Raw genomic sequence first — 21,241 nt, 5'->3', positions numbered from 1 at the left:
CGAATTACTTGGTTAACTTTTTAAAGAGCGTTGAGCCTCTGCTCAATCAAGGCCGCGTATTCTACATCGAATCCCGACCTTGTCAACCACTTATTTTCCAAAGAATCCGTAAAACTTTTTCTTCAACACTTTCAAGTGGTTAACTCTTCAGAACCGACCCCGTTCGGCGTCTTGTCCCTCAGAAGTGGTGCGCATTCTACAGCCCTCAGGAAAACTGTCAACGACCTTTTTCAACTTATTTCCCTATGCTTCGGTTTCCACCTACTCAAACGATCAAACCCCCACCAAACTGGCTACATAACAACCAACCTGGCGGGATAAAACCTCAGAGCTCTACCTTTACGGCCGCTGCTGCGCTCCGAGCCCTGGCCTTCGCTTCTTCAATCGACTCGCCCCTGGCAAGCGCCACCCCCATTCGACGCCTACCTTTCAGTTCCGGCTTACCGAACAGACGTAGTTGGGTGTCGGGCTCGGCAAGAGCTGCCTCTACACCACTATAAGCAACCGCTCCGGAATCCCCTTCGGGCAATATGACTGCAGATGCACTTGGACCGTTTTGGCGAATTGTCGGAACGGGCAATCCCAAAATAGCCCGCGCATGCAAGGCAAACTCAGAAAGATCCTGGGAGACCAACGTTACCAGCCCGGTATCATGGGGACGGGGAGATACCTCGGAGAACCACACATCATCTCCCTTAACAAAAAGTTCGACGCCATAAATTCCGTAACCACCAAGATCAGCAACCACCGCCTCCGCGATCTCACGCGAACGCTCTAATGCTTTTGGGGACATTGCCTGCGGCTGCCACGATTCACGATAATCTCCGTCCTCCTGACGATGACCGATCGGATCGCAGAAAGAAATACCATCGCGGTGACGGACGGTGAGCAGGGTAATTTCATACTCGAAGTCGACAAACCCCTCGACAATTACACGCCCTTTACCAGCACGACCGCCTGACTGAGCATAATCCCACGCTGCGTCAACATCGGCCTCAGATTTTACGGTGCTCTGGCCTTTACCCGATGAACTCATTACCGGTTTGACGACTAGCGGCAACCCAACGTCGCGAACAGCCTGGAGGTATTCTTCTTTGGTTCCAGCAAAACGGTATGGAGACGTCGGCAGCCCTAACTCCTCTGCTGCCAACCTGCGAATGCCTTCACGATTCATGGTCAGATTGACCGCACGGGCCGTCGGGATAACCCGATACCCTTCCTCTTCAAGCTTCACCAGTTCCGGTGTTGCGATCGCTTCGATCTCGGGAACAATAAGGTTGGGCTTTTCAAGCTCAATGATCGAACGCAGAGCCTGGGCGTCAAGCATATCCACCACATGGGCACGATGAGCCACTTGCATGGCCGGAGCATCGGCATAACGGTCAATGGCAATGACCTCCACTCCATAGCGCTGAAGCTCAATGACCACTTCCTTGCCCAGTTCGCCGGAGCCACAAAAAAGAACCCGGAATGCATTGCCTTTCAGGGGTGTTCCGATTCTTACCGTATTAGTGTCTGTCATCTCAGAGGGCTACCTTTTCTTCCCGCTTTGCCACTTTGCGCAGAACGTCCCTGCGCTCGTCATTGGTCATTTGAGTCCAACGCAGAATTTCGTCACCGGTGCGGTGACATCCGATGCAAACGTCATTTTCATCAAGCGCGCATACGCTCACACACGGCGACCGAACTTTATCTGAAGCTCTCATCGGACCGGTTCACATACTTTCAGTTGCTGCCGATACCGGGCTGCGTTCTGAACATAGTGCGCGGCACTCATCTCCAGCATTTTTTTCTGACTATCATTCAACTCTTTTCTGATCTTGCCCGGCGAACCAATCACCATAGAGCCATCCGGGATTTCCATGCCCTCCGGAATCAGGGTATTGGCGCCAATCAGGCAGTGCTTGCCAATTTTGGCCCCGTTCAACACAACAGCGTTGATACCGATCAGCGAGTAATCGCCCACCTCGCACCCGTGCAACATAACCTTGTGACCAACAGTCACGCCACGCCCAAGGGTCAACTGAATACCAGAATCCGTGTGGAGAACAGATCCATCCTGCACATTCGTTTCCGGACCAACCGTAATAAGGTCGTTGTCGCCACGAATCACGACGTTGTACCAGACACTGCTCTTCTCCATTAACCGGACGCTGCCAATGACCGTCGCATTATGGGCAACGAACTGTTCCTCACCGACCAGTTCTGGTGTGCGCCCATCCAGCTCATAAAACATGCTTGCCTCCTTCAGGCGGTTCCAGCAAATCAATACCGGCATCGTACACAGCGTTCAGGAAGTCGACCAGAACCACTGCAGACATTCCCCATATTTCGTACCTTTCCCACCGGTAACACGGCACATGGAAAGTATGATTTAAAAAATTCAGTGCATCTGTTCGCTCACGTTTGTCTTCCAGAAAAAATGACAGGGGAACCTTGAAGATGCTCTCTATTTCGTCGGGATTGTGTTGAAGTGGATGATCACCCGGAACGACGCCGACATACGGCGTAACGAGAATGCCATGGCGGGACATGACCTGGCTGAGGGGCGCGATCACCTGGACCTGGTCCGGTGGCAAGCCGATTTCCTCGTGGGTTTCTCTCAGAGCCGTGGCCACCAGTGAGTGATCCTCAGGATCCCTTTTGCCCCCGGGATAGGCCACCTGTCCGCTATGGGTACTCAGATTCGCCGATCTCAGGGTAAAGATCATTTCGGGGTTGCTGTCACTGTCTGTAACCGGAACCAGGATACCGGCTTCCGGATAATCAAGGGTCAGCTGTCTGGGGGCGTAACCGGCAAGGCGCCCGGCAAGAAAATCGCGCACAATGGAACTCCGCGGTAAATCATGACATAGGGTGAGACAGCGGCAGCGTCGATGGTTACACTGACTACCAAACCACAAACAGTATACGGGGAAAAACATGAAGTACTGCAGCACATGCGGCCAACCGGTTGAACAACGCATCCCCGAAGGCGATAACCGTTACCGCTATGTATGCATCAGCTGCGACACAATACATTACCAGAACCCTCGCATCGTTGCTGGCACAGTTCCTGTCTGGGAAGGAAAAATCCTGCTGTGTCGGCGAGCCATTGAACCGCGCTACGGCTACTGGACCCTGCCTGCAGGCTTTATGGAAAATGCAGAGACAACCGTTGAGGCGGCCGCTCGCGAGACCCTTGAGGAAGCGCTGGCAGACGTTGACATCGAAGGTCTCTATTCAATTATTGATGTCCCCCATATCAATCAGGTTCACATGTTTTATCGTGCAAGCCTGAAGGATGGTCGGTTCGGAGCCGGCGAGGAGTCACTGGAGTCCCGCCTTTTCGGGCTGGACGAGATCCCATGGGATGAAATTTCATTCCCCACCGTCCGGAAAACGCTGGAACTGTTCATTGAAGACACCCGCAATGCCAGCTACGGAGTTCACATCAAAGACATTCGTCGGCCAATGGGCGCCGAAAAAAGCAAAGAACCGTTATAGGTTTTCCAATCGATAAACCTCGTAAGCAGGCTCTTCATACGGATGAGCCTGCTTCAGAGCCAGAACCGCATCGGCAATTCGCTCATCCGCACAAACCAGCTCAACCTTGTATTCCCTCACTTTTTCGATTTCCCCTACTTTCCCCAAAAAAGGATCGCTTCCATCAAGGGGACGAAACTGGCCCTGCCCCAGACACTGCCAGGCACAACGATCGTAATCACCGATGCGCCCCGCTCCCGCTTCAAAGAGCGCTATCTTTGTCTCCTCCAGATGGCTTTCCGGAACAAAGTAACAAAGCTTATACATCTAATACCCCCATCCTATTTGAAGATTTTTTGGGCAGATTAGTACCTTAGAAACTTACCCACAGATTCTGTGGATAACTCTGGGGAAAGTTTTTGGGAACAGCCCCCCAAACCCCGTAATTACTGACTCCATGTCAAATTGGCGACAAAATCACCCGATTATATTTTTCATTTATTTTCAATAAGTTATATTTTTCAATAAGAATTTAAGTTCAAATCCAATCATTTTGCGCACATAACAGGCAGCAGGCACCATGAGTGTGCATAAAAATATCGAGTCAAGGGAAATTTTACGTTTTTTGTGACTTTTGAAGCTTGCAAACTGAACAGAAGCAAGGCAGAAAAACAAAAAAAGCCGACCTGAAAAATGCTCCAATACAGCATTTCCCAGGCCGGCCTTTTTAGATCATTCCAGATTAGCCGAACCAGCGACGCGCATTCCGGAACATTCGGATCCAGGGGCCATCCTCCTGCCATGAGTCTGGATGCCAGGAATGCTGAACAGCACGGAACACTCGCTCCGGATGAGGCATCATAATTGTGACTCGACCATCCCGAGTAGTAACACCGGTAATACCGCTTTCTGAGCCGTTCGGGTTATAGGGGTACCGCTCCGTCGCTTGGCCACGGTTATCAACGTAACGCAGGGCAACCAACTCATTATCCGTCAGACCCGCCGCAGAGGCGTCTCCGGAAAATTCGATACGACCTTCCCCGTGAGCAACAGCGATTGGCATCCGGGAACCAGCCATTCCATCCAGGAAGGCGGAAGGTGATTGTGTTACCTCAGCCATCACGAAGCGAGCTTCGAACTGCTCAGACTGGTTGCGAACAAAGCGCGGCCAACCTTCACTACCCGGAATCAACTCGTGCAGATTTGACAACATCTGACAGCCGTTACAGACACCCAGCGCCAGGGTATCCTGACGGTTGAAAAACGCTGCAAACTGATCCCGAACCCGGTCACTGAACAGGATGGATTTTGCCCATCCTTCGCCGGCACCCAAAACATCGCCGTAGGAGAATCCGCCACACGCAACCAGGCTGTTGAAACCTTCCAGCGATATGCGGCCAGACAGCAGGTCACTCATGTGCACATCAACCGACTCGAAGCCTGCACGGTCAAACGCGGCAGCCATCTCAACCTGGCCGTTCACGCCCTGCTCACGCAGCACTGCCACCTTCGGACGCGCGCCCTTGTTGATAAACGGAGCAGCAATGTCTTCGTTAATATCAAAGGTCAGTTCTGTATTCAGCCCCGGGTCCTGGGTATCAAGCAGATTATCGAACTCTTCCTGGGCGCAATCGGCATTGTCCCTCAGAGACTGAATACGATAACTGGTTTCTGCCCACAGACGCTGAAACACAGACCGAGGCTCTTCGACGACAGGTTCACCGGCAAAGCTCAGGCGCAGGCGATCATCATCGTTAAGGGTGCCAATTACGCTGGTGTGGTCCCCGAGACCCGCGGCCGAGAACTGCTGCAGCACAAAATCGGTGTCTCCACGACGAACCTGAATAACCGCCCCGAGCTCTTCGTTAAACAGTTCACGCGGGAACTGGGAGGCATCTTCAGCCAGACCGTCCAGCTTCACATCAATACCAGTGCGACCAGCGAAGGCCATTTCGGCCAGGGTCACAAAGAGACCACCGTCGGAACGGTCATGGTATGCCAGCAGTTTGCTATCAGAGTTAAGCCCCTGAATGACTGCAAAGAATGCCTTGATATCCTCCGGATCATCCAGATCCGGTGCAGCTGCACCGACCTGGCGATAAACCTGGGCCAGAGCAGAACCACCCAATCGATTCTGACCCGCCGCCAGATCCACAAGGATAAGGTCGGTTTCTCCCGCGTCAGTTACCAGCTGTGGCGTCAATGTACGAGCCACATCAGTAACCGGCGCAAAACCGCTGATAATCAGCGACAGTGGTGCGGTAACGCTCTTCTGTTCGCCATTATCCTCTTCCCAGGTGGTCTTCATGGACATGGAGTCCTTGCCCACCGGAATAGTAATTCCGAGCTCCGGACACAGTTCCATGCCCACCGCACGAACCGTTTCGTAAAGGTTTTCATCTTCACCGGGGTGACCGGCTGCAGCCATCCAGTTTGCAGACAGACGGATATCAGACAGTTTGTTGATGGACGCCGCTGCCAGGTTGGTAATAACCTCACCCACCGCCATCCGCCCGGATGCAGGAGCATCAATAACCGCAACGGGCGTGCGCTCGCCCATGGCCATTGCCTCACCGGTACGCACATCAAAAGAGCTGGCCGTTACCGCAACATCGGCAACGGGAACCTGCCATGGACCGACCATCTGATCACGGGCAACCAAACCGGTAATCGTGCGGTCACCAATGGTGATCAGGAAGCTCTTCGACCCCACAGATGGCAAACGCAGAACGCGACGGATCGCATCGTTAAGATCAACTTTCGTGGAGTCAAAGATTGGCTTGGTGAACGAAGCCCGGTTAACACTGCGATGCATGCGTGGAGGCTTGCCAAACAGCACCTCCATCGGCAGATCGACAGGCTTGTCGTCAAAGTAAGAATCACCAAGTTCCAGATGGTGAGCTTCGGTTGCCTCACCGACGACCGCGTATGGGCAGCGCTCGCGACGGCACAAGGCATCAAACAACTCGAGATTTTCCGGAGCCACCGCCATCACGTAACGTTCCTGAGACTCGTTACACCAGATCTCAAGCGGAGACATTCCCGGCTCATCACTCGGGATTTCACGGAGTTCAAACTTACCGCCGCGACCACCGTCTTTCACCAGCTCCGGCATGGCATTGGACAGTCCGCCCGCGCCCACGTCGTGGATGAAGCAAATCGGGTTGTTATCCCCCATCTGCCAGCAACGGTCGATAACTTCCTGGCAACGACGTTCCATTTCCGGGTTGTCACGCTGAACCGAGGCAAAATCCAGATTTTCGTTACTGGAACCAGAGTCCATGGAAGACGCAGCGCCACCCCCGAGACCGATCAGCATGGAAGGCCCGCCAAGCACAATCAGCTTGGCACCGACCGGGATATTCCCCTTCTCGACATGCTCCCCCCGGATATTGCCGAGGCCGCCGGCAATCATGATGGGCTTGTGGTAACCACGCACCTCTTCACCAGCAGCACCCGGAACCTTTTCTTCAAAGGTACGGAAATAGCCAGCCAGGTTCGGGCGACCAAATTCATTGTTGAAGGAAGCGCCACCGATGGGGCCTTCGATCATGATATCCAGCGCAGACGCAATACGCTCCGGCTTGCCGTAACCGATCTCCCACGGTTGGGGATCTCCAGGCAGGTTCAGGTTGGACACTGTAAAGCCAGTGAGGCCGGCCTTCGGCTTTGAACCTCGTCCGGTAGCGCCTTCGTCACGAATTTCACCACCGGATCCAGTGGCAGAACCCGCAGCTGGCGCAATGGCGGTCGGGTGGTTGTGAGTCTCCACCTTCATCAGAATGTGGATGTCTTCCTCGTTATATCCGTACACACCAGTATCGGGATCCGGGAAGAAACGACCGCCACGGCTGCCGCGAATGACAGAGGCATTATCCTTGTAGGCTGAGAGCACACCTTCGCTGTTCATTTCAAAGGTGTTGCGGATCATTGCGAACAAGGATTTCTCCTGCCCTTCTCCGTCGATATCCCAGGAGGCATTAAAGATTTTGTGACGACAATGCTCGGAGTTAGCCTGGGCAAACATCATCAGCTCGACGTCAGTCGGGTCTCTCTGAAGATCGGTAAAGGACTTGACCAGATAATCAATCTCATCCTCAGCCAGTGCCAACCCCAAACGCACATTGGCCTCAACCAGAGCAGTGCGTCCGCCCTCAAGCACGGATACCCGCCCCAGGAGACGCGGTTCCTCATGGCTGAACAACAGCTCCGCACCACCCATCTCATGAAACACTTTCTGGGTCATGCGGTCGTGCAGCAGAGCCGCAATGTGTTCACGCTGCTCAAGGCTCAGCTTCCTGGCCGCACGAATATAGTACGCAGTGCCTCGCTCGATACGGTGGATCTGGCGAAGGCCACAATTTCTGGCGATGTCAGTCGCCTTACTGGACCAGGGCGACAGTGTGCCCGGGCGCGGAACCACCAGAAACAGTACGCCGTCGGGTTCTTCAACCGGCACACTGGGACCATAAACCAGCAGCCGATCCAGAACAGCCTGCTCCGAATCTGAGAGACTGTCATCGAGATCCACGAAGTGCATGAACTCGGCATAGACATGCTCCACCTCAGGAACAATTTCCTGAATCCGGGAATGCAATTTGCGGGAACGGAAGGACGAGAGCGCGGGAGCGCCGCGAAGTTCAAGCATGATATCAACCTGTATCGCGCGAAACGGAGAAATCCGGGTGCAATCTGAAAGGGCGCAATGATACTCGAAAGAAGCCTCGGGATACAGCGTAAGTGCCGTATCGGACTTCCCGTATAATTGACATTATTTTGCACATTAATTAATCAGATTTATTGACCCGACCTGCAGCACCAGAGATCATATAAAGGTGGAAACGGAAGCCACACCCAGCAAGATACCGGATACGTCCCTTTACTGAATCCCTGACGTATCCCCAAGATCCAGCTGTATGGAGTTCAGGGATTTGTCCAGATTGCTAACCACACTTGCCAGCGTTCCAGCGCGGATGGCCCTGTTAGTCAGTGTCATCCTCTCAGTTACCGCCTGCTCACGCCCGACAACCCTTCAGGAAGTTCTCAATGAAGGTGTGCTGCACGTTATTACTCGTGAAGCCCCCTCTATTTACTATGAAGGGCGCGAGGGCGAGACTGGCTATGACTACGAGCTGGCGAAGCGTTTTGCTGAAGAGCTTGGCGTAGAACTGCGTATACGGGTCGCCGACGACAATACTGAAATACTGTCGGTGCTATCCCGGGATTATGCCCATATCGGCATGGCCGGGCTTTCGGGACAGGCGGGAATCGACGACCTTTACCGGGTGCTGCCGACAGGTATTGCAGCGCAGTCTGTCGTCGTTTACAACCGGGAGCATGGCCGCCCAGGCTCACTTAAGGATCTCACCGGACAAACACTTCATCTGGTTCCTGACAGCAACCATGAGCACCACCTGGACACCGAGGATAACTACCAGTGGCAGGTACATCCGGGCATCGATGCAGCCGGCATTCTTGCCCGCGTCGAAAGCGGAGAGTTCGCCTATGCCGTCGTATCGTCCAACGAACTGGAATTGAACCAGGTATTCTACCCGCACGTAAAAGAAGCTTTCGCGCTGGGAGATCCGGAAGAGCTGGCCTGGCTTTTCCCGAAAGCCCAGGACAAAACTCTGATTACCGCCGCCAACCAGTTCCTGCAGAAACTGCAGGCAGACGGCACTCTGGCCCAACTCTCTGAACGCTTCTATGGACACCTGGACCAGCTCAACTACGTTGGCGCCCGCACCTTCATGCACCACGTCCAGAACCGCCTCCCGAACTATGAGCACTTGTTCCAGAGTTATGCCAAGGATGCAGGAATGGACTGGCGGTTACTGGCTGCTATCGGCTATCAGGAATCCCACTGGCGCCCGAACGCCGTCTCTCCAACGGGCGTTCGGGGTCTGATGATGCTCACTCGCAATACCGCAAGCTACATCGGGATTAACAACCGGATGGATGCCGAGGAAAGCATTGAAGGCGGCTCGAAATACTTCCAGATGGTTCACGACAAGATCCCTGCCCGGATTCCGGAACCCGACCGCACCTGGTTCGCCCTGGCCTCCTACAACGTTGGCTTTGGCCATCTTGAGGACGCCAGACGGCTCACCGAGGGCGCAGGCAAGGACCCCGATCGATGGATGGACGTTAAGGAATTCCTGCCTCTCCTTGCGCAAAAGGAATGGTACAAAAAAACCCGGTTTGGCTATGCCCGCGGCCATGAACCCGTGCTTTATGTTCAGAACATTCGCCGTTATTACGACGTGCTGGCACGGATAACAGACCGCCCCCCGGCCCGGCCCGAACCTGTCTCAGAAATTGTAAACCTTGAGGGCACACCGCCAGACACGACTCCGGCTAACCAAAAGGTCGTCCCGGATGACATTCAGGCCAGCCTGCCATCGGATCTGGGCCTGATCCCACCCACTCTCTGATCGTTCTGATACAGCTGCTTACTCGTCTGTCGACCGGGCCTCAAGCGCCGCTTCCACCTGGCTGGAAGAAAATCCCCTGCGGGTCAGAAAGCGAGCCTGACGGACCTTCTCGTCCCAGTCATCAGCGAGATCCGACAACCCGAAACGCTTTTCTCGAAGCCTCGTCACCAGATGACACCAATCTGACTCGGTCATACTGTCAAGGTTCTCTGGCGCGCTCTTTACCCCCCGCTGCTGCAACTCCCCCAGAATCCGGATGGCGCCATAGCCGAGTTCCATGCGCTGACGGGCATAGACTTCGGCGAATCTCTGGTCATCCAACCACCCCTCTTTTTCGTAATCGTCGAGGACTGCATCAATAATCTGCTGATCAAGCTTTCTTTGACGCAACTTGAGCGAAAGTTCGAGCCGGCTATGTTCGCGCCGGGCCAAGAGCCGTAACGCTACGGAGCGAGCCTTGTATTCCTGGTCCTCAAGATTTTCGTGTTTTGCCATACAGACCCTTTTCGCAAACACATACAAAACGCTAGACTAGCGGCCGAATTTTTCTTCCGACACACGTCGGAATTGTGTATCCGACCTGCCAATGGCAGGTCGATGGTCGGCGTTGGGCCACTTTGCCCACGCCGCGGACTGGTTTCAATCCCATTAAGGATACCCACATGGCCGCATTCATCCAGAAACTGTTCAGATCCCGCAAATCTCCGGAAACTTCCACCAAGCCCCGGAGACAGACTCCTCCTGCCGATACTCAACAGACGGACGAACGTGCCAGGCAGCGGGAACAGCAGCTCGCAGCCCTTAAAGGGACACCAGACCAGAAAACCCTGAGCGATCTCGCCACCAGCGGCCTTACTGCCGAAATACGGCTGGAAGCCGCCGGAAGGCTGGCCGATGAAACCTGTCTGCATGCGGTCCAGAAACAGGCAAAGGGCCGGGACAAAGGTGTCTATCAGATTACCAAACAGGCCCTTCAGAAAATCCGCGAAGAGCAGGCTCGGAAAGAAAACCTCTCACAGAACATCACAAACTTGGTCCGGAGCGTTTCCGAGCTGGCAAAAACCGATGACACCAAGCTCTATGAAGCCAGACTGGACTCCCTGATAGCACAATGGTCCAGCGTTGAGAGTGAAGCAGCAACTGATCAGACTCAACAATTCCTGGATTCTGTACATCGTTGCAAGCAGCGTCTTCAGTCTATTCAGAGTGCACTGGAGGAAGAAAAGCGCCACCTGGCCCAACGCGAAGAACGCGCAGAGACATTGGCCCTGATCAACTCCACGATGAATGAGCTTAAGGAACAGTCCCCTGAGGAACTGCCCTCGCTGGCTTCCCTCGATGCGCTACAGAAAACCCAGGAAAATCGATGGCTTGAAGCTACTCGCGACACTGCTGTCGACAAGCAGGAACAGAAGACCTACGAAGCCGCAATGCATGGTCTCCGCAACTACGTGAGCGCCATTCGCCGCATCATCCAGGACAAGGAAACACTTGTCGAAATGGCAGCTGTTTTGGCGTCAGGAACCGAACCTACCGACGACCAGCGGGAGCAAGCGCGGACTCTGAGTCGGGAAATACACTGGCCCGAGGGTTTCCCAACCCCCTCCCTTCTCGAACATGCCCGAAAGCTCTCTGGAAAGCGCAAAGAACGGCCTGCCCCTGATAGCGCCGACGTTGAAAAGCAAAAAGCACTGACCGCTGCACTGGAAACCACCATTGCCAAGCTGGAAGAGGCTCTGGAAGCCAAACAGCTAAAAGAATCCAAGCAACTTCTTAAAACCGCCCAGCAGCAACACCGAAACCTCGACAATCGCCACGGCAAGCCGTTTCAGGCCAGGATGCAGTTACTAACGGGACAATTCAGAGAGCTTTCTGACTGGCAGGGTTTTGCCACAGAACCCAAACAGATTGCCCTGTGCGAACAAATGGAATACCTCGCACAGCAGCCGATGGAGCCGGAAGCCAAAGCCGAGCGCATCAAGGAACTGCAAAATGAATGGCGAGAGCTTGGCGGCTCCTCCGACCGGACCCTCTGGGCCCGCTTCAAAGAAGCGTCAGATAAGGCTTACGAGCCTTGCAAAGCCTACTTCTCCGCCAAATCCGGACTGAAGCAGGCCAACCTTGAAAAGCGCCAGGCCATTTGCGACGAGCTTGAAGCTTTCCTGAAAGCAGCAGACTGGTCGAATATTGAATGGAAAGCTGCTGAAAAGATCCACCAGACGGCACGTCAGGAATGGAAAGCGGCATGGCCAGTTGAATTCCGGGATAACCGCCAGGTTCAGAAGCATTTTGACGACCTGCTCAAGAAGCTCGAAGCACCGCTGAATGAAGAAAGACTGAAAAACGAAGCCATCAAACAGAATATTGTCGACCAGGCCACCGCGCTGGTCAGCCACGAGCCACTTCAGGAGGCCATGAATCAAGCCAAGAAACTCCAGTCCGACTGGAAAGCGGTTGGCATCACGCGGCACCGGGAAGATCGCAAAATGTGGCAATTGTTCCGCCAGGCCTGTGACCAGATCTTCGCCCGGCGCGAGGTTCAGCGCTCTCAGCAGGAGCAGGCCACCCAGGCGGCTGATCAGGCCGCAGCTGATGCGGTGGCTGAGGTACAAACGATTGATCGAAACAGCAGTAACGAGTCTCTCTCAAGCGCTCTTGAAAAGCTTGCAGCACTCGACAGCTCGGCCCTGTCCTCCACGTCCAGGGAGCAGGTTCAGAATGAGAAGAAGCGCCTGAAACAGGCTATTGAGATTAACCGGCTATCCGCCAACATTCAGTCCTGGCAATCGTTGGTGACAGCAAGGACTGCCGGCCCCGTGGCCTCTGCAGAAGCGCCAGCACACTGGCCAGCCCTTGCCGCCGGTCAGGAAACACTGAGCATTCAGGAACTGGTCATTCGCGCCGAGATCCTCGGCGGAATTCCATCTCCTGAGTCAGCTCAGCATCAGAGAATGGAAATTCAGGTAAAAAGGCTGGCCGAAGGCATGGGTTCTTCAGAAAAGGCCGGCGACCAACTCACTGAGCTGGAAAAGCTGGTCGCGGGCTGGTGCCTGAATGAATCCGCCGAACAACCCGATCAGACAATGGCCCAGAGGCTCAATTCTGCCTTGTCAGCCGTTATCGACGGCTAATCACTGAAGGTCTTAACCTCTTTGGTGCTCTCTGACAAAATCCCTGGCGACCTTCACGGCTTCCAGGGATTTTATTTTCATGTCCTTTAGTTCTTCATCCGCAAGATAAAACATCATATCAATGGAGTGGCGGTAGTACCGGGCGGGTAACCTGTTCAAAGCCACACACATGACATCAGTCAGATAATCAGCCGTATCCCCATCGTCCCGCGTTGCCTGGATCGCATCCAGTACGAGCCGCTCATAAAAGTTGTCGATTGCATCTCGGAAGGACATAACCATCTGCCTCCAATCTTTACCAGCGAGTTCCTCTAAACATAGAACTCATTAGAGCGCCTGTCATGGCAGTCGGGAGATTCGTTGCGATTGCCTCATGAGCATTTTCGCCAATGTAATTGGCAGGCCACGTCATTACGCCCGATATCCGCAAACAGCTATGGTTGTCCCAACGCAATTCTGTTCTACACAACAATCATCAGAGGATCAGAGATGACTACCGAGGCGTATATTTTCGATGCAGTCCGCACCCCCAGGGGGAGAGGCAAAAATAACGGCGCGCTGCACAGCGTAAAGCCGATCACGTTACTGACCACAGTTCTGAACGCACTCCAGCATCGTAACCGCCTTGATACCGCGCAGGTCGATGACATCGTCATGGGATGCGTGACAGCCGTTGGTGATCAGGGCGCTGATATTGCCAAAACAGCAGCACTCGCAGCCGACTGGGATGAAAAGGTCGCAGGTGTCACCCTGAACAGATTCTGTGCCTCTGGCCTCGAAGCGGTGAATCTGGCTGCCATGAAAGTTCGATCAGGATGGGAAGATCTGGTTGTTGCCGGCGGCGTCGAGGCCATGTCTCGAGTACCTATGGGATCCGACGGCGGTGCCTGGGCCACAGACCCCGCTACCAATCTGCATACCGGGTTCATGCCTCAGGGTATTGGTGCGGATCTCATCGCCACCCTGGAAGGTTTCAGCCGCGAAGATGTAGACAGCTTTGCTGTGCGTTCGCAGAAAAAGGCAGCCAATGCGTGGGCAAACGGATATTTTGCCCAGTCCATCGTACCTGTAACCGACCAGAACGGCGTAGTGATCCTGGACCGGGACGAGCATGTCCGTGCCGACACAACGGTTGAGTCGCTATCGGGCCTTAAACCCTCATTCCAGATGATGGGGGAAATGGGTTTTGACGCTGTCGCCCGCGAAAAATATCACTACGTCGAGAAAATCAATCACGTTCACCATGCAGGCAACTCATCCGGTATCGTGGATGGCGCGACGGCCATGCTCATTGGCAGTGAAGCAAAAGGCAAGGCTCTTGGCCTCACCCCCAGAGCCAGGATCGTAGCGACCGCAGTCACCAGTACGGACCCCACAATCATGCTCACTGGCCCGGCACCTGCGGCCCTCAAAGCGCTAGAAAAGGCGGGCCTGAGCGCAGACCAGATTGATCTGTTCGAGGTGAACGAAGCCTTTGCCTCCGTCGTCATGCGCTTCCAGAGAGAACTGTCCGTCCCCGATGAAAAAGTAAACGTCAACGGAGGTGCCATCGCCATGGGGCACCCCCTTGGCGCTACGGGAGCAATGATCCTCGGTACCCTGCTGGACGAACTGGAACGCCGTGAGTTGCGATACGGCCTGGCCACACTCTGTGTAGGTGGCGGCATGGGTATTGCCACCATCATCGAACGCGTCTGACCCCATTACTTTTTAAGGAGAAACGAACATGAGCGCTATCCGCTACGAATTGGGGCCAGATCAGATCCTGACCCTGACTATCGACATGCCTGGCCAGTCAGCCAACACCATGAACGGCGAATTTCGACAGGCTTTGGCAGCCACTGTCCATAAAGTCAAAGAAGATCTGGAGAGTATCAAAGGAATCATCATCGCATCCGCCAAAAAAACCTTTTTTGCCGGTGGCGACCTGAACGAACTGCACAAAGTGACCAGGGCAGACGCCGAAGCGTTCGAGACGATGGTCAACGGTCTAAAAACCGACTTGCGCTATCTGGAAACCACCGGAAAGCCCATGGTCGCTGCCATCAACGGCGCTGCCCTGGGCGGCGGGCTGGAAATCGCCCTCGCCTGCCATCACAGGATTGCCCTGGATGATGACAGGATTCAGCTCGGGTTGCCGGAAGTCACCCTGGGCCTGCTTCCTGGTGGAGGAGGCACCCAGCGTCTACCCCGTATGATTGGCCTCGAAGCCGCCTTTCCCTATCTCATGGAAGGTAAGAAAGTCAGCCCCAAGGCAGCCCTTAAAGCCGGCATCATTGATGAGCTGGCCGCATCGCCAGAAGAGATGATCGCCAAAGCCCGCGCCTTTATTGAGGCGAACCCTACCTGCAAGCAGCCCTGGGACCAGAAAGGCTTCCGGTTTCCAGGCGGGGCACCGCATCACCCCGCGATGGCGCAGAAACTTGCGATCGCTCCCGCCATGCTCAAACAAAAAACCAAAGGCTGCTATCCGGCGCCAGAGCGTATTCTGTCGGCAGCCGTCGAAGGTGCTCAGGTGGATTTTGACAATGGTAGCCTGATCGAAACCCGTTATTTTACTGAACTGGTCACTGGCCCGGTCGCCAAAAACATGACCGGAACCTTCTGGTTTCAGCTTAACGCCATCAAAGCAGGCGAGAGTCGCCCTGATGGTATTGAAAAGAAAACCTTCAACAAGGTCGGCGTGCTCGGTGCCGGGATGATGGGCGCCGGCATTGCCTACTCTACGGCAGTACGCGGTATCGAGGTGGTTCTTAAGGACGTATCCGTCGAAAATGCCGAGAAAGGCAAAAGTTACGCGTCGAACCTGCTGTCAAAGAAGGTCAGCCGGGGCCGGATGACAGAAGACAAAATGCAGGCAATCCTTGGTCGGATTAAAACGACCGATTCAGCCGACGACCTCGAAGGGTGTGATCTGGTAATCGAGGCTGTTTTCGAGGACAGCACACTGAAAGCCAGCGTAACCGCCGAGGCAGAACCCAAACTGGTCGACAACGGGATCTTTGCATCCAACACTTCCACCATTCCCATCACCCAGCTGGCTGAGGCGTCTGCCCGGCCGGAAAACTTTATCGGCCTGCACTTCTTCTCCCCAGTGGACAAGATGCAGTTGGTGGAAATTATAGTTGGCGAAAAAACGTCAGATGAAACCCTCGCCCGGGCATTCGACTATGTCCAGCAAATCGGCAAGATTCCGATTGTGGTCAACGACAGCCGCGGTTTCTTCACCTCACGAGTGTTCGGCACCTTCGTGAACGAAGGTATCAGTATGCTTGGAGAAGGCATCCACCCGTCGAGCATTGAGAATGCGGGCTTGCTCGCCGGCATGCCGGTAGGCCCCCTGGCGATCTCTGATGAAGTCAGCATGACGCTGATGCAGCACATCCGGGACCAGAGCAAACATGACACCGAAGCGGCTGGAGGTCAATGGAATGCACACCCGGCCGAAGCCGTCATCGACCAGATGGTGAACACGCATGGGCGTATGGGCAAGGCTGCTGGAGCAGGCTTCTATGAGTACCCGGCCAATGGCAGGAAATACCTGTGGCCAGAGCTGGAAAACCTCTATACGAACTCCGACAAGGCTGCAGCCGTGCAACTTCAGGATCTGAAAGACAGAATACTGTTTATTCAGGCAATCGAAACCGTTCGGTGCCTTGAGGAAAATGTGCTGCGAACGGTGGAGGACGCCAACATCGGTAGCATATTCGGCATTGGCTATGCCCCATGGACCGGAGGAGCCATCCAGTTCATCAACCAGTACGGCGTCCGGGCGTTTGCTGAACGCGCGCGGGAGCTGGAACAACAGTACGGAGAGCGCTTCGCCGCGCCAAAACTGTTGCTGGAGAAAGCGGAATCCAATACCTCCTTTGCCTGATCCATTCACCCTGCCGGAGGGGATTCCCCTCCGGCATCGATAATTTTCTATACGGTAAGCCTTTCTCAACGTTAACAATCTGACCGGTTCATGGACAGATTGTCACGAACCGATACGCCCTGACTATGGCAACGGCTCTGGCGCTTGCCTACAATAAATTTATTCGCTTTCGGGAAAGAGAGGCACCCGTTCCAGCCTCTCACCCTACACCGTCAGGTACGTATTATGACCATCGCGGAAAAAAACATCGCACGCTGCATCAACAACGTTAAACGGCACACCGGCCTGTGCAGGGCAATCTCCGTTGCCCTGTTGTTCTCAATGCCGCTGGGTGTTCAGGCAACGATGGACGACGCAAAGGTCTATGAACCGGTGGCACCAACCATCGATCAGGCCCGAGCGAACATCCTTATTGCCCGTCAGCTTCAGTTTACGCACTTCCGCGATCTGGGAATCAGTGACGAGCTTTCCGGACAAGTCTTTGATGCGTACCTCGATTACCTGGACGGCCAGCGGATTTACCTCACCCAGGATGATGTGTCGACCTTCAGTCAGATTCGTAACCACCTTGGCTCTGCCCTTAAAACAGGGCAGTTGCAACCGGGTTTCGATATCTACAACCTTGTCCAGCAACGAGTCATTGAACGGCTCCAGTTTGCTTTGGATGTCATAGACGATGGCCTCGACAAGCTGAATTTCAGTTCTGACGAAAGCATTCTGCTCGACCGCTCCGATGCTGAATGGGCAACGGACAGTGCGGCCCTTGACGCGCTATGGATCAAGCGTATCAAAAATGCCGTACTCGCCCAGCGCCTCAACGGCAGCGATGACGACACCATCACTGAAAACCTGCAGCGCCGCTACGAAGGGCAACTCAAGCGCGCCTACCAGGCAAGAAGTGAAGACGCGTTCCAGGCCTACATGAATGCCTTTACCGGCATGTGGGATCCTCACACATCGTATTTTTCGCCGCGCACATCCGAGAACTTCAATATCAACATGAGCCTTTCTCTGGAAGGCATCGGTGCGGTACTGCAATCAGACAATGAATACACCAAAGTGGTTCGCCTGGTTCCTGGCGGCCCAGCCTCCCAGCAAGGGCAATTGCAGCCTGCTGATCGCATCGTGTCTGTTGCACAGGATGATGAAAAGCCCGTCAACGTCATCGGCTGGCGCCTCGACGAGGTCGTGGACCTGATCCGCGGCCCCCGAAATTCGGTGGTGACCCTTGAGGTGATTCCATCCAGCGCGACCGATGAGACGATCACCAAAAGCATCGCCATCACCCGGGACGAAGTGAAGCTGGAGGAACAAAGTGCCAGCAAGGATGTCATTCAGCTCAACCGGGACGGTTCAGACTATACCGTGGGCGTTATCACTATCCCGACCTTCTACGCCGATTTTCAGGCCATGCAAGCCGGCGATCCGGACTACAAGAGCACCACTCGTGACGTCCGGAAGCTGATCAGCGAACTGGAAGAACAGGGCGTTGACGGGCTGGTGATTGATCTTCGCAATAACGGCGGAGGAGCCCTGCACGAAGCCAACGATCTCGTCGGTCTGTTTATCGACAAAGGCCCCACAGTCCAGATCCGCAACTCCAACAACACCGTTCAGGTGCTGAACGATGAGGATCCTTCCGTAGCCTATGATGGCCCTCTGGTCGTACTGACCAACCGGATGAGTGCGTCCGCCTCGGAAATCTTCGCCGGGGCGATACAGGATTATGGACGGGGCCTGGTTGTTGGCTCCCAAACCTTCGGCAAGGGCACTGTACAGGCGGTCCGCCCCCTGAACCACGGCCAGCTGAAGATTACGCAGTCCAAATTCTATCGGGTATCCGGAGGTTCAACCCAGCACAAAGGGGTTATTCCGGATATTGAAATCCCGACCCGCATCGACAAAACACGCATTGGCGAGGATGCGCTGGAGCACGCCCTGCCCTGGGATCAGATCGAAGCTGTGCCCCATACCCGGTACTTCGATTTCAGCGGCATCATCGATGAGTTGCGCAAGCGCCACGAAGAACGTTTTGCTGACAGCCCTGAATTCAGCCTGCTGCAGCAGGAAATCGATTTCCTGAACGAACAGAGAGAACAGGACTCCGTCAGTCTGAACCTCGATGTCCGCAAACAGGAACACGAGCAAGTGGAACAAACCCGTCTGACCATTGCCAATGCACGCCGGCAAATCCGGGGCGAAGAGCCGTTCAAAACTCTGGACGAACTCGACGACTGGCAGGACCAGCAGGCAGCTGATCTCGACAAGACCGATGAAGAGCTGGATTTTGTTATCCGGGAAGGTGGCTACATCATGGCCGACATGCTGGAACTGGACAAGCATATGGCCTCCATCGATGAGCCAACCCAGTTTGCAGCCCAGGCCCAGGCCCAGGCCCCGAACCAGTAACCGGGAACCGGGAACCGGCCCCACAATGACCGCAAACGGTAAAGGCAGCCGACAGCAAAAGCAGCCAAGCCAGCCGAATGGTCGCCAGCTTCGGGACATGCTGCTGGATGCCCTTCACGGCATGCGATCAATGGAAGAGATCGAGGCACTGGCAAACACAGGGGGCCAAGCTGCCAAAGAGCCCGAGGGCCTGATCGATCGGTTAACCAGCATAACCGGATCAGCCCTTCGCTTCGGAATCCGCGCAACCGATACGTCCCTGCGAGTCGGACGCGCGCTCATAAATTCACAGGATCAGCTCCGCACCATGCTGGCCGCCGGCCAGTCCCTCAGGGATATCCGTGAGGTTGCCGGCCTCACGCTGTCTGAGATGTCAGAAGCCCTGGACCTGAAAGATAAATCCATTCTCGAAGCCATCGAAAACGGTACGGCCACTCTGTCATTCGAACTGATCCTCCGCCTTGCCGCCCTGATCGCCCGCAATGACCCGATTCCGTTTATCATTCGCACGACCCGGAACTACAATCCGGAAGTCTGGCAGGCTCTCAATGACTGGGGTGTCGGCAGGCTGCCATTGCAATTCGAACGGGAACGGGAATTCATCAACATCTTCCGCAGACACGACGACGCGAGAAACCTGTCGGATGAGGGATTCCGGCGGGTTCTGGAATTCACCCGCCAGAGTTTCGAAATGTCGCTGCACTTTGTGGAAGAACAGGAAAAGCAGGTTGCCGATATGAAGGCGGCGATGGACGCCGACAAACCTTCAACGTAGCACCTGTTAGCCTCAGGAAAAAAGTGCCTTCATGGATTCAGCATCAGGATTCAGTACGGCCCCTTTCTCCGTCACAATGGCATCAATGAGGCTCGCCGGAGTCACATCGAATACCGGGTTGAACACCTCTACACCCGTTGGCGCCAGAGGAATGCCACGAATCTCCCGCACCTCGGTTCCTTCCCTCTCCTCAATCGGAATCCCGGCGCCTGAAGCCATGCCCATATCCACCGTACTCGACGGCGCCACCACCATGAAACGAACACCATGATAGCGGGCCAGAACGGCCAGGCTATAAGTACCGATCTTGTTGGCCACATCACCGTTGGCCGTGATTCGATCCGCGCCTACAACCACCCAGCGCACGTCCTTCTGCGCCAGAATCGCCGCAGCAGCACCGTCGGCATTCAGAGTAACCGGAATGCCATCTCTCGCCAGCTCCCAGGCCGTTAGTCGACTGCCCTGCAGCCACGGCCGTGTTTCGTCCGCATACACCCGGTTAAGCAACGACTCTTCATGCAAACGGCGAATAACACCTAACGCTGTGCCGTAACCACCCGTTGCCAGAGCACCGGTGTTGCAGTGAGTCAATACAGACATGGGAGCTTCCGGTGCCATAACGCTTAACGCATGGTCTGCCATGGCAAGATTTGCCGCCAGGTCATCCTGATGAATCTGTACCGCAGCGTCAGCAAGCTTTGCCACAGCCTCGTCCAGATCCGTACACGCCTCGAAAACAGCCCCCATCTTCTGAAGCGCCCAGAAAAGATTCACCGCTGTGGGTCGGGACGCTGCTAGCACTTCAATCGCCTGCCGGATCACCGCCTGCCAATCACCCGCACCAGCGTGACGGGCTGCCAGCGCAACACCATAGGCAGCACTGATACCAATAGCTGGCGCGCCGCGAACCACCATATCCCGGATACTCTGGGCAACACCGGACGCACCTTCCAGGGTCATCCAGTGTTCCTCGGTTGGCAGAAGACGCTGGTCCAGCAGTTCCAGACTGTCTCCGTGCCAGCGCATGGCGACGGTACCAATGGATCGGGACATGGTTGATTCAGGCGATCTCGCCATAATGCAGCTCCGTATTGAAACGCTGAAAAGCGGCAGTATAACGTTTATACTTCCGGGCTACATTTTCTTCGCG

16 protein-coding genes are annotated in these 21,241 nt (G+C 54.9%); 7 read left to right on the top strand and 9 right to left on the bottom strand.

Annotated features, from left to right (window positions below; genetic code table 11):
* Nucleotides 1-325 precede the first annotated feature (325 nt).
* From purT to FWJ25_RS17480, 4 genes are read right to left on the bottom strand one after another with little or no spacing between them, the layout of a single operon-like run.
* On the bottom strand, nt 326-1,522 hold the full coding sequence (gene purT / locus FWJ25_RS17495; protein WP_149601554.1) for a formate-dependent phosphoribosylglycinamide formyltransferase: 1,197 nt from the start codon (nt 1,520-1,522) through the stop codon (nt 326-328).
* 1 nt (nt 1,523) lies between these two features.
* Entirely contained in the window at nt 1,524-1,706 is a 183-nt protein-coding gene (locus FWJ25_RS17490; protein ID WP_149601553.1) for a DUF1289 domain-containing protein, read from the bottom strand.
* Nucleotides 1,703-2,236, bottom strand: a complete 534-nt coding sequence (locus tag FWJ25_RS17485) for a gamma carbonic anhydrase family protein (protein WP_149601552.1) — start codon at nt 2,234-2,236, stop codon at nt 1,703-1,705. Before FWJ25_RS17485 ends, FWJ25_RS17490 begins: the two co-directional genes overlap by 4 nt.
* Nucleotides 2,226-2,825, bottom strand: a complete 600-nt coding sequence (locus tag FWJ25_RS17480) for a CoA pyrophosphatase (RefSeq protein WP_149601551.1) — start codon at nt 2,823-2,825, stop codon at nt 2,226-2,228. Before FWJ25_RS17480 ends, FWJ25_RS17485 begins: the two co-directional genes overlap by 11 nt.
* Before the next feature lie 97 nt (nt 2,826-2,922).
* Between FWJ25_RS17480 and FWJ25_RS17475 the strand changes: the two genes are divergently transcribed.
* Complete coding sequence (locus FWJ25_RS17475; RefSeq protein WP_149601550.1) at nt 2,923-3,486, top strand: NUDIX hydrolase; 564 nt, start codon at nt 2,923-2,925, stop codon at nt 3,484-3,486.
* On the opposite strand, the gene FWJ25_RS17470 is transcribed toward FWJ25_RS17475, so the two are convergent.
* Complete coding sequence (locus tag FWJ25_RS17470; RefSeq protein WP_149601549.1) at nt 3,481-3,792, bottom strand: YqfO family protein; 312 nt, start codon at nt 3,790-3,792, stop codon at nt 3,481-3,483. The two genes, FWJ25_RS17475 and FWJ25_RS17470, sit on opposite strands and share 6 nt — an antisense overlap.
* A 415-nt stretch (nt 3,793-4,207) precedes the next feature.
* The gene (purL, locus tag FWJ25_RS17465; protein WP_149601548.1) at nt 4,208-8,113 is read right to left on the bottom strand and encodes a phosphoribosylformylglycinamidine synthase; all 3,906 of its coding nucleotides are present in this window, start codon (nt 8,111-8,113) and stop codon (nt 4,208-4,210) included.
* 325 nt (nt 8,114-8,438) lie between these two features.
* Here purL and mltF point away from each other — a divergent pair, with 325 nt between their 5' ends.
* The gene (gene mltF, locus FWJ25_RS17460; RefSeq protein WP_149601558.1) at nt 8,439-9,899 is read left to right on the top strand and encodes a membrane-bound lytic murein transglycosylase MltF; all 1,461 of its coding nucleotides are present in this window, start codon (nt 8,439-8,441) and stop codon (nt 9,897-9,899) included.
* 18 nt (nt 9,900-9,917) lie between these two features.
* Here the strand turns inward: mltF and FWJ25_RS17455 are convergent, their stop codons facing one another.
* A complete protein-coding gene (locus FWJ25_RS17455; protein WP_149601547.1) occupies nt 9,918-10,394 on the bottom strand; it encodes a regulatory protein RecX in 477 nt (158 codons plus the stop codon).
* A 167-nt stretch (nt 10,395-10,561) separates the two neighbouring features.
* Between FWJ25_RS17455 and FWJ25_RS17450 the strand changes: the two genes are divergently transcribed.
* Nucleotides 10,562-13,030 (top strand): DUF349 domain-containing protein, encoded by a 2,469-nt coding sequence (locus tag FWJ25_RS17450; RefSeq protein WP_149601546.1) that lies wholly within the window; start codon nt 10,562-10,564, stop codon nt 13,028-13,030.
* A gap of 12 nt (nt 13,031-13,042) precedes the next feature.
* Here FWJ25_RS17450 and FWJ25_RS17445 read toward each other — a convergent pair whose 3' ends face one another.
* The gene (locus FWJ25_RS17445; protein ID WP_149601545.1) at nt 13,043-13,306 is read right to left on the bottom strand and encodes a late competence development ComFB family protein; all 264 of its coding nucleotides are present in this window, start codon (nt 13,304-13,306) and stop codon (nt 13,043-13,045) included.
* A gap of 213 nt (nt 13,307-13,519) precedes the next feature.
* On the opposite strand from FWJ25_RS17445, the gene FWJ25_RS17440 reads away from it, so the two are divergent.
* From FWJ25_RS17440 to FWJ25_RS17425, 4 genes are all read left to right on the top strand, one after another.
* Nucleotides 13,520-14,728, top strand: a complete 1,209-nt coding sequence (locus FWJ25_RS17440) for an acetyl-CoA C-acetyltransferase (RefSeq protein ID WP_149601544.1) — start codon at nt 13,520-13,522, stop codon at nt 14,726-14,728.
* A 28-nt stretch (nt 14,729-14,756) separates the two neighbouring features.
* Nucleotides 14,757-16,907, top strand: coding sequence for a 3-hydroxyacyl-CoA dehydrogenase NAD-binding domain-containing protein (locus FWJ25_RS17435; RefSeq protein ID WP_149601543.1), 2,151 nt, complete (start codon nt 14,757-14,759; stop codon nt 16,905-16,907).
* 225 nt (nt 16,908-17,132) lie between these two features.
* Nucleotides 17,133-19,316: a carboxy terminal-processing peptidase gene (locus FWJ25_RS17430; protein WP_149601542.1), complete on the top strand. Its 2,184-nt coding sequence runs from the start codon at nt 17,133-17,135 to the stop codon at nt 19,314-19,316.
* 25 nt (nt 19,317-19,341) lie between these two features.
* Nucleotides 19,342-20,091, top strand: a complete 750-nt coding sequence (locus tag FWJ25_RS17425) for a helix-turn-helix domain-containing protein (protein WP_246166877.1) — start codon at nt 19,342-19,344, stop codon at nt 20,089-20,091.
* A 12-nt stretch (nt 20,092-20,103) separates the two neighbouring features.
* Here the strand turns inward: FWJ25_RS17425 and mtnA are convergent, their stop codons facing one another.
* The gene (gene mtnA / locus FWJ25_RS17420; RefSeq protein WP_149601541.1) at nt 20,104-21,168 is read right to left on the bottom strand and encodes an S-methyl-5-thioribose-1-phosphate isomerase; all 1,065 of its coding nucleotides are present in this window, start codon (nt 21,166-21,168) and stop codon (nt 20,104-20,106) included.
* Nucleotides 21,169-21,241 lie beyond the last annotated feature (73 nt).

The sequence above is a fragment of the Marinobacter salinexigens genome, assembly GCF_008370345.1.
Classification (GTDB): Bacteria; Pseudomonadota; Gammaproteobacteria; order Pseudomonadales; family Oleiphilaceae; genus Marinobacter; species Marinobacter salinexigens.
This window is presented reverse-complemented; position numbering and strand designations above follow the sequence as displayed.

What these genes read in the sequence shown, in the direction of transcription:
- FWJ25_RS17475 (WP_149601550.1), top strand. Translation starts at nt 2,923, where the DNA reads ATGAAGTACTGCAGCACATGCGGCCAACCGGTTGAACAACGCATCCCC.
- FWJ25_RS17450 (WP_149601546.1), top strand. Translation starts at nt 10,562, where the DNA reads ATGGCCGCATTCATCCAGAAACTGTTCAGATCCCGCAAATCTCCGGAA.
- FWJ25_RS17485 (WP_149601552.1), bottom strand. Translation starts at nt 2,236, where the DNA reads ATGTTTTATGAGCTGGATGGGCGCACACCAGAACTGGTCGGTGAGGAA.
- FWJ25_RS17440 (WP_149601544.1), top strand. Translation starts at nt 13,520, where the DNA reads ATGACTACCGAGGCGTATATTTTCGATGCAGTCCGCACCCCCAGGGGG.
- FWJ25_RS17425 (WP_246166877.1), top strand. Translation starts at nt 19,342, where the DNA reads ATGACCGCAAACGGTAAAGGCAGCCGACAGCAAAAGCAGCCAAGCCAG.
- FWJ25_RS17435 (WP_149601543.1), top strand. Translation starts at nt 14,757, where the DNA reads ATGAGCGCTATCCGCTACGAATTGGGGCCAGATCAGATCCTGACCCTG.
- FWJ25_RS17470 (WP_149601549.1), bottom strand. Translation starts at nt 3,792, where the DNA reads ATGTATAAGCTTTGTTACTTTGTTCCGGAAAGCCATCTGGAGGAGACA.
- mltF (WP_149601558.1), top strand. Translation starts at nt 8,439, where the DNA reads ATGGCCCTGTTAGTCAGTGTCATCCTCTCAGTTACCGCCTGCTCACGC.
- purT (WP_149601554.1), bottom strand. Translation starts at nt 1,522, where the DNA reads ATGACAGACACTAATACGGTAAGAATCGGAACACCCCTGAAAGGCAAT.
- mtnA (WP_149601541.1), bottom strand. Translation starts at nt 21,168, where the DNA reads ATGGCGAGATCGCCTGAATCAACCATGTCCCGATCCATTGGTACCGTC.
- FWJ25_RS17445 (WP_149601545.1), bottom strand. Translation starts at nt 13,306, where the DNA reads ATGTCCTTCCGAGATGCAATCGACAACTTTTATGAGCGGCTCGTACTG.
- FWJ25_RS17455 (WP_149601547.1), bottom strand. Translation starts at nt 10,394, where the DNA reads ATGGCAAAACACGAAAATCTTGAGGACCAGGAATACAAGGCTCGCTCC.
- FWJ25_RS17430 (WP_149601542.1), top strand. Translation starts at nt 17,133, where the DNA reads ATGACCATCGCGGAAAAAAACATCGCACGCTGCATCAACAACGTTAAA.
- purL (WP_149601548.1), bottom strand. Translation starts at nt 8,113, where the DNA reads ATGCTTGAACTTCGCGGCGCTCCCGCGCTCTCGTCCTTCCGTTCCCGC.
- FWJ25_RS17490 (WP_149601553.1), bottom strand. Translation starts at nt 1,706, where the DNA reads ATGAGAGCTTCAGATAAAGTTCGGTCGCCGTGTGTGAGCGTATGCGCG.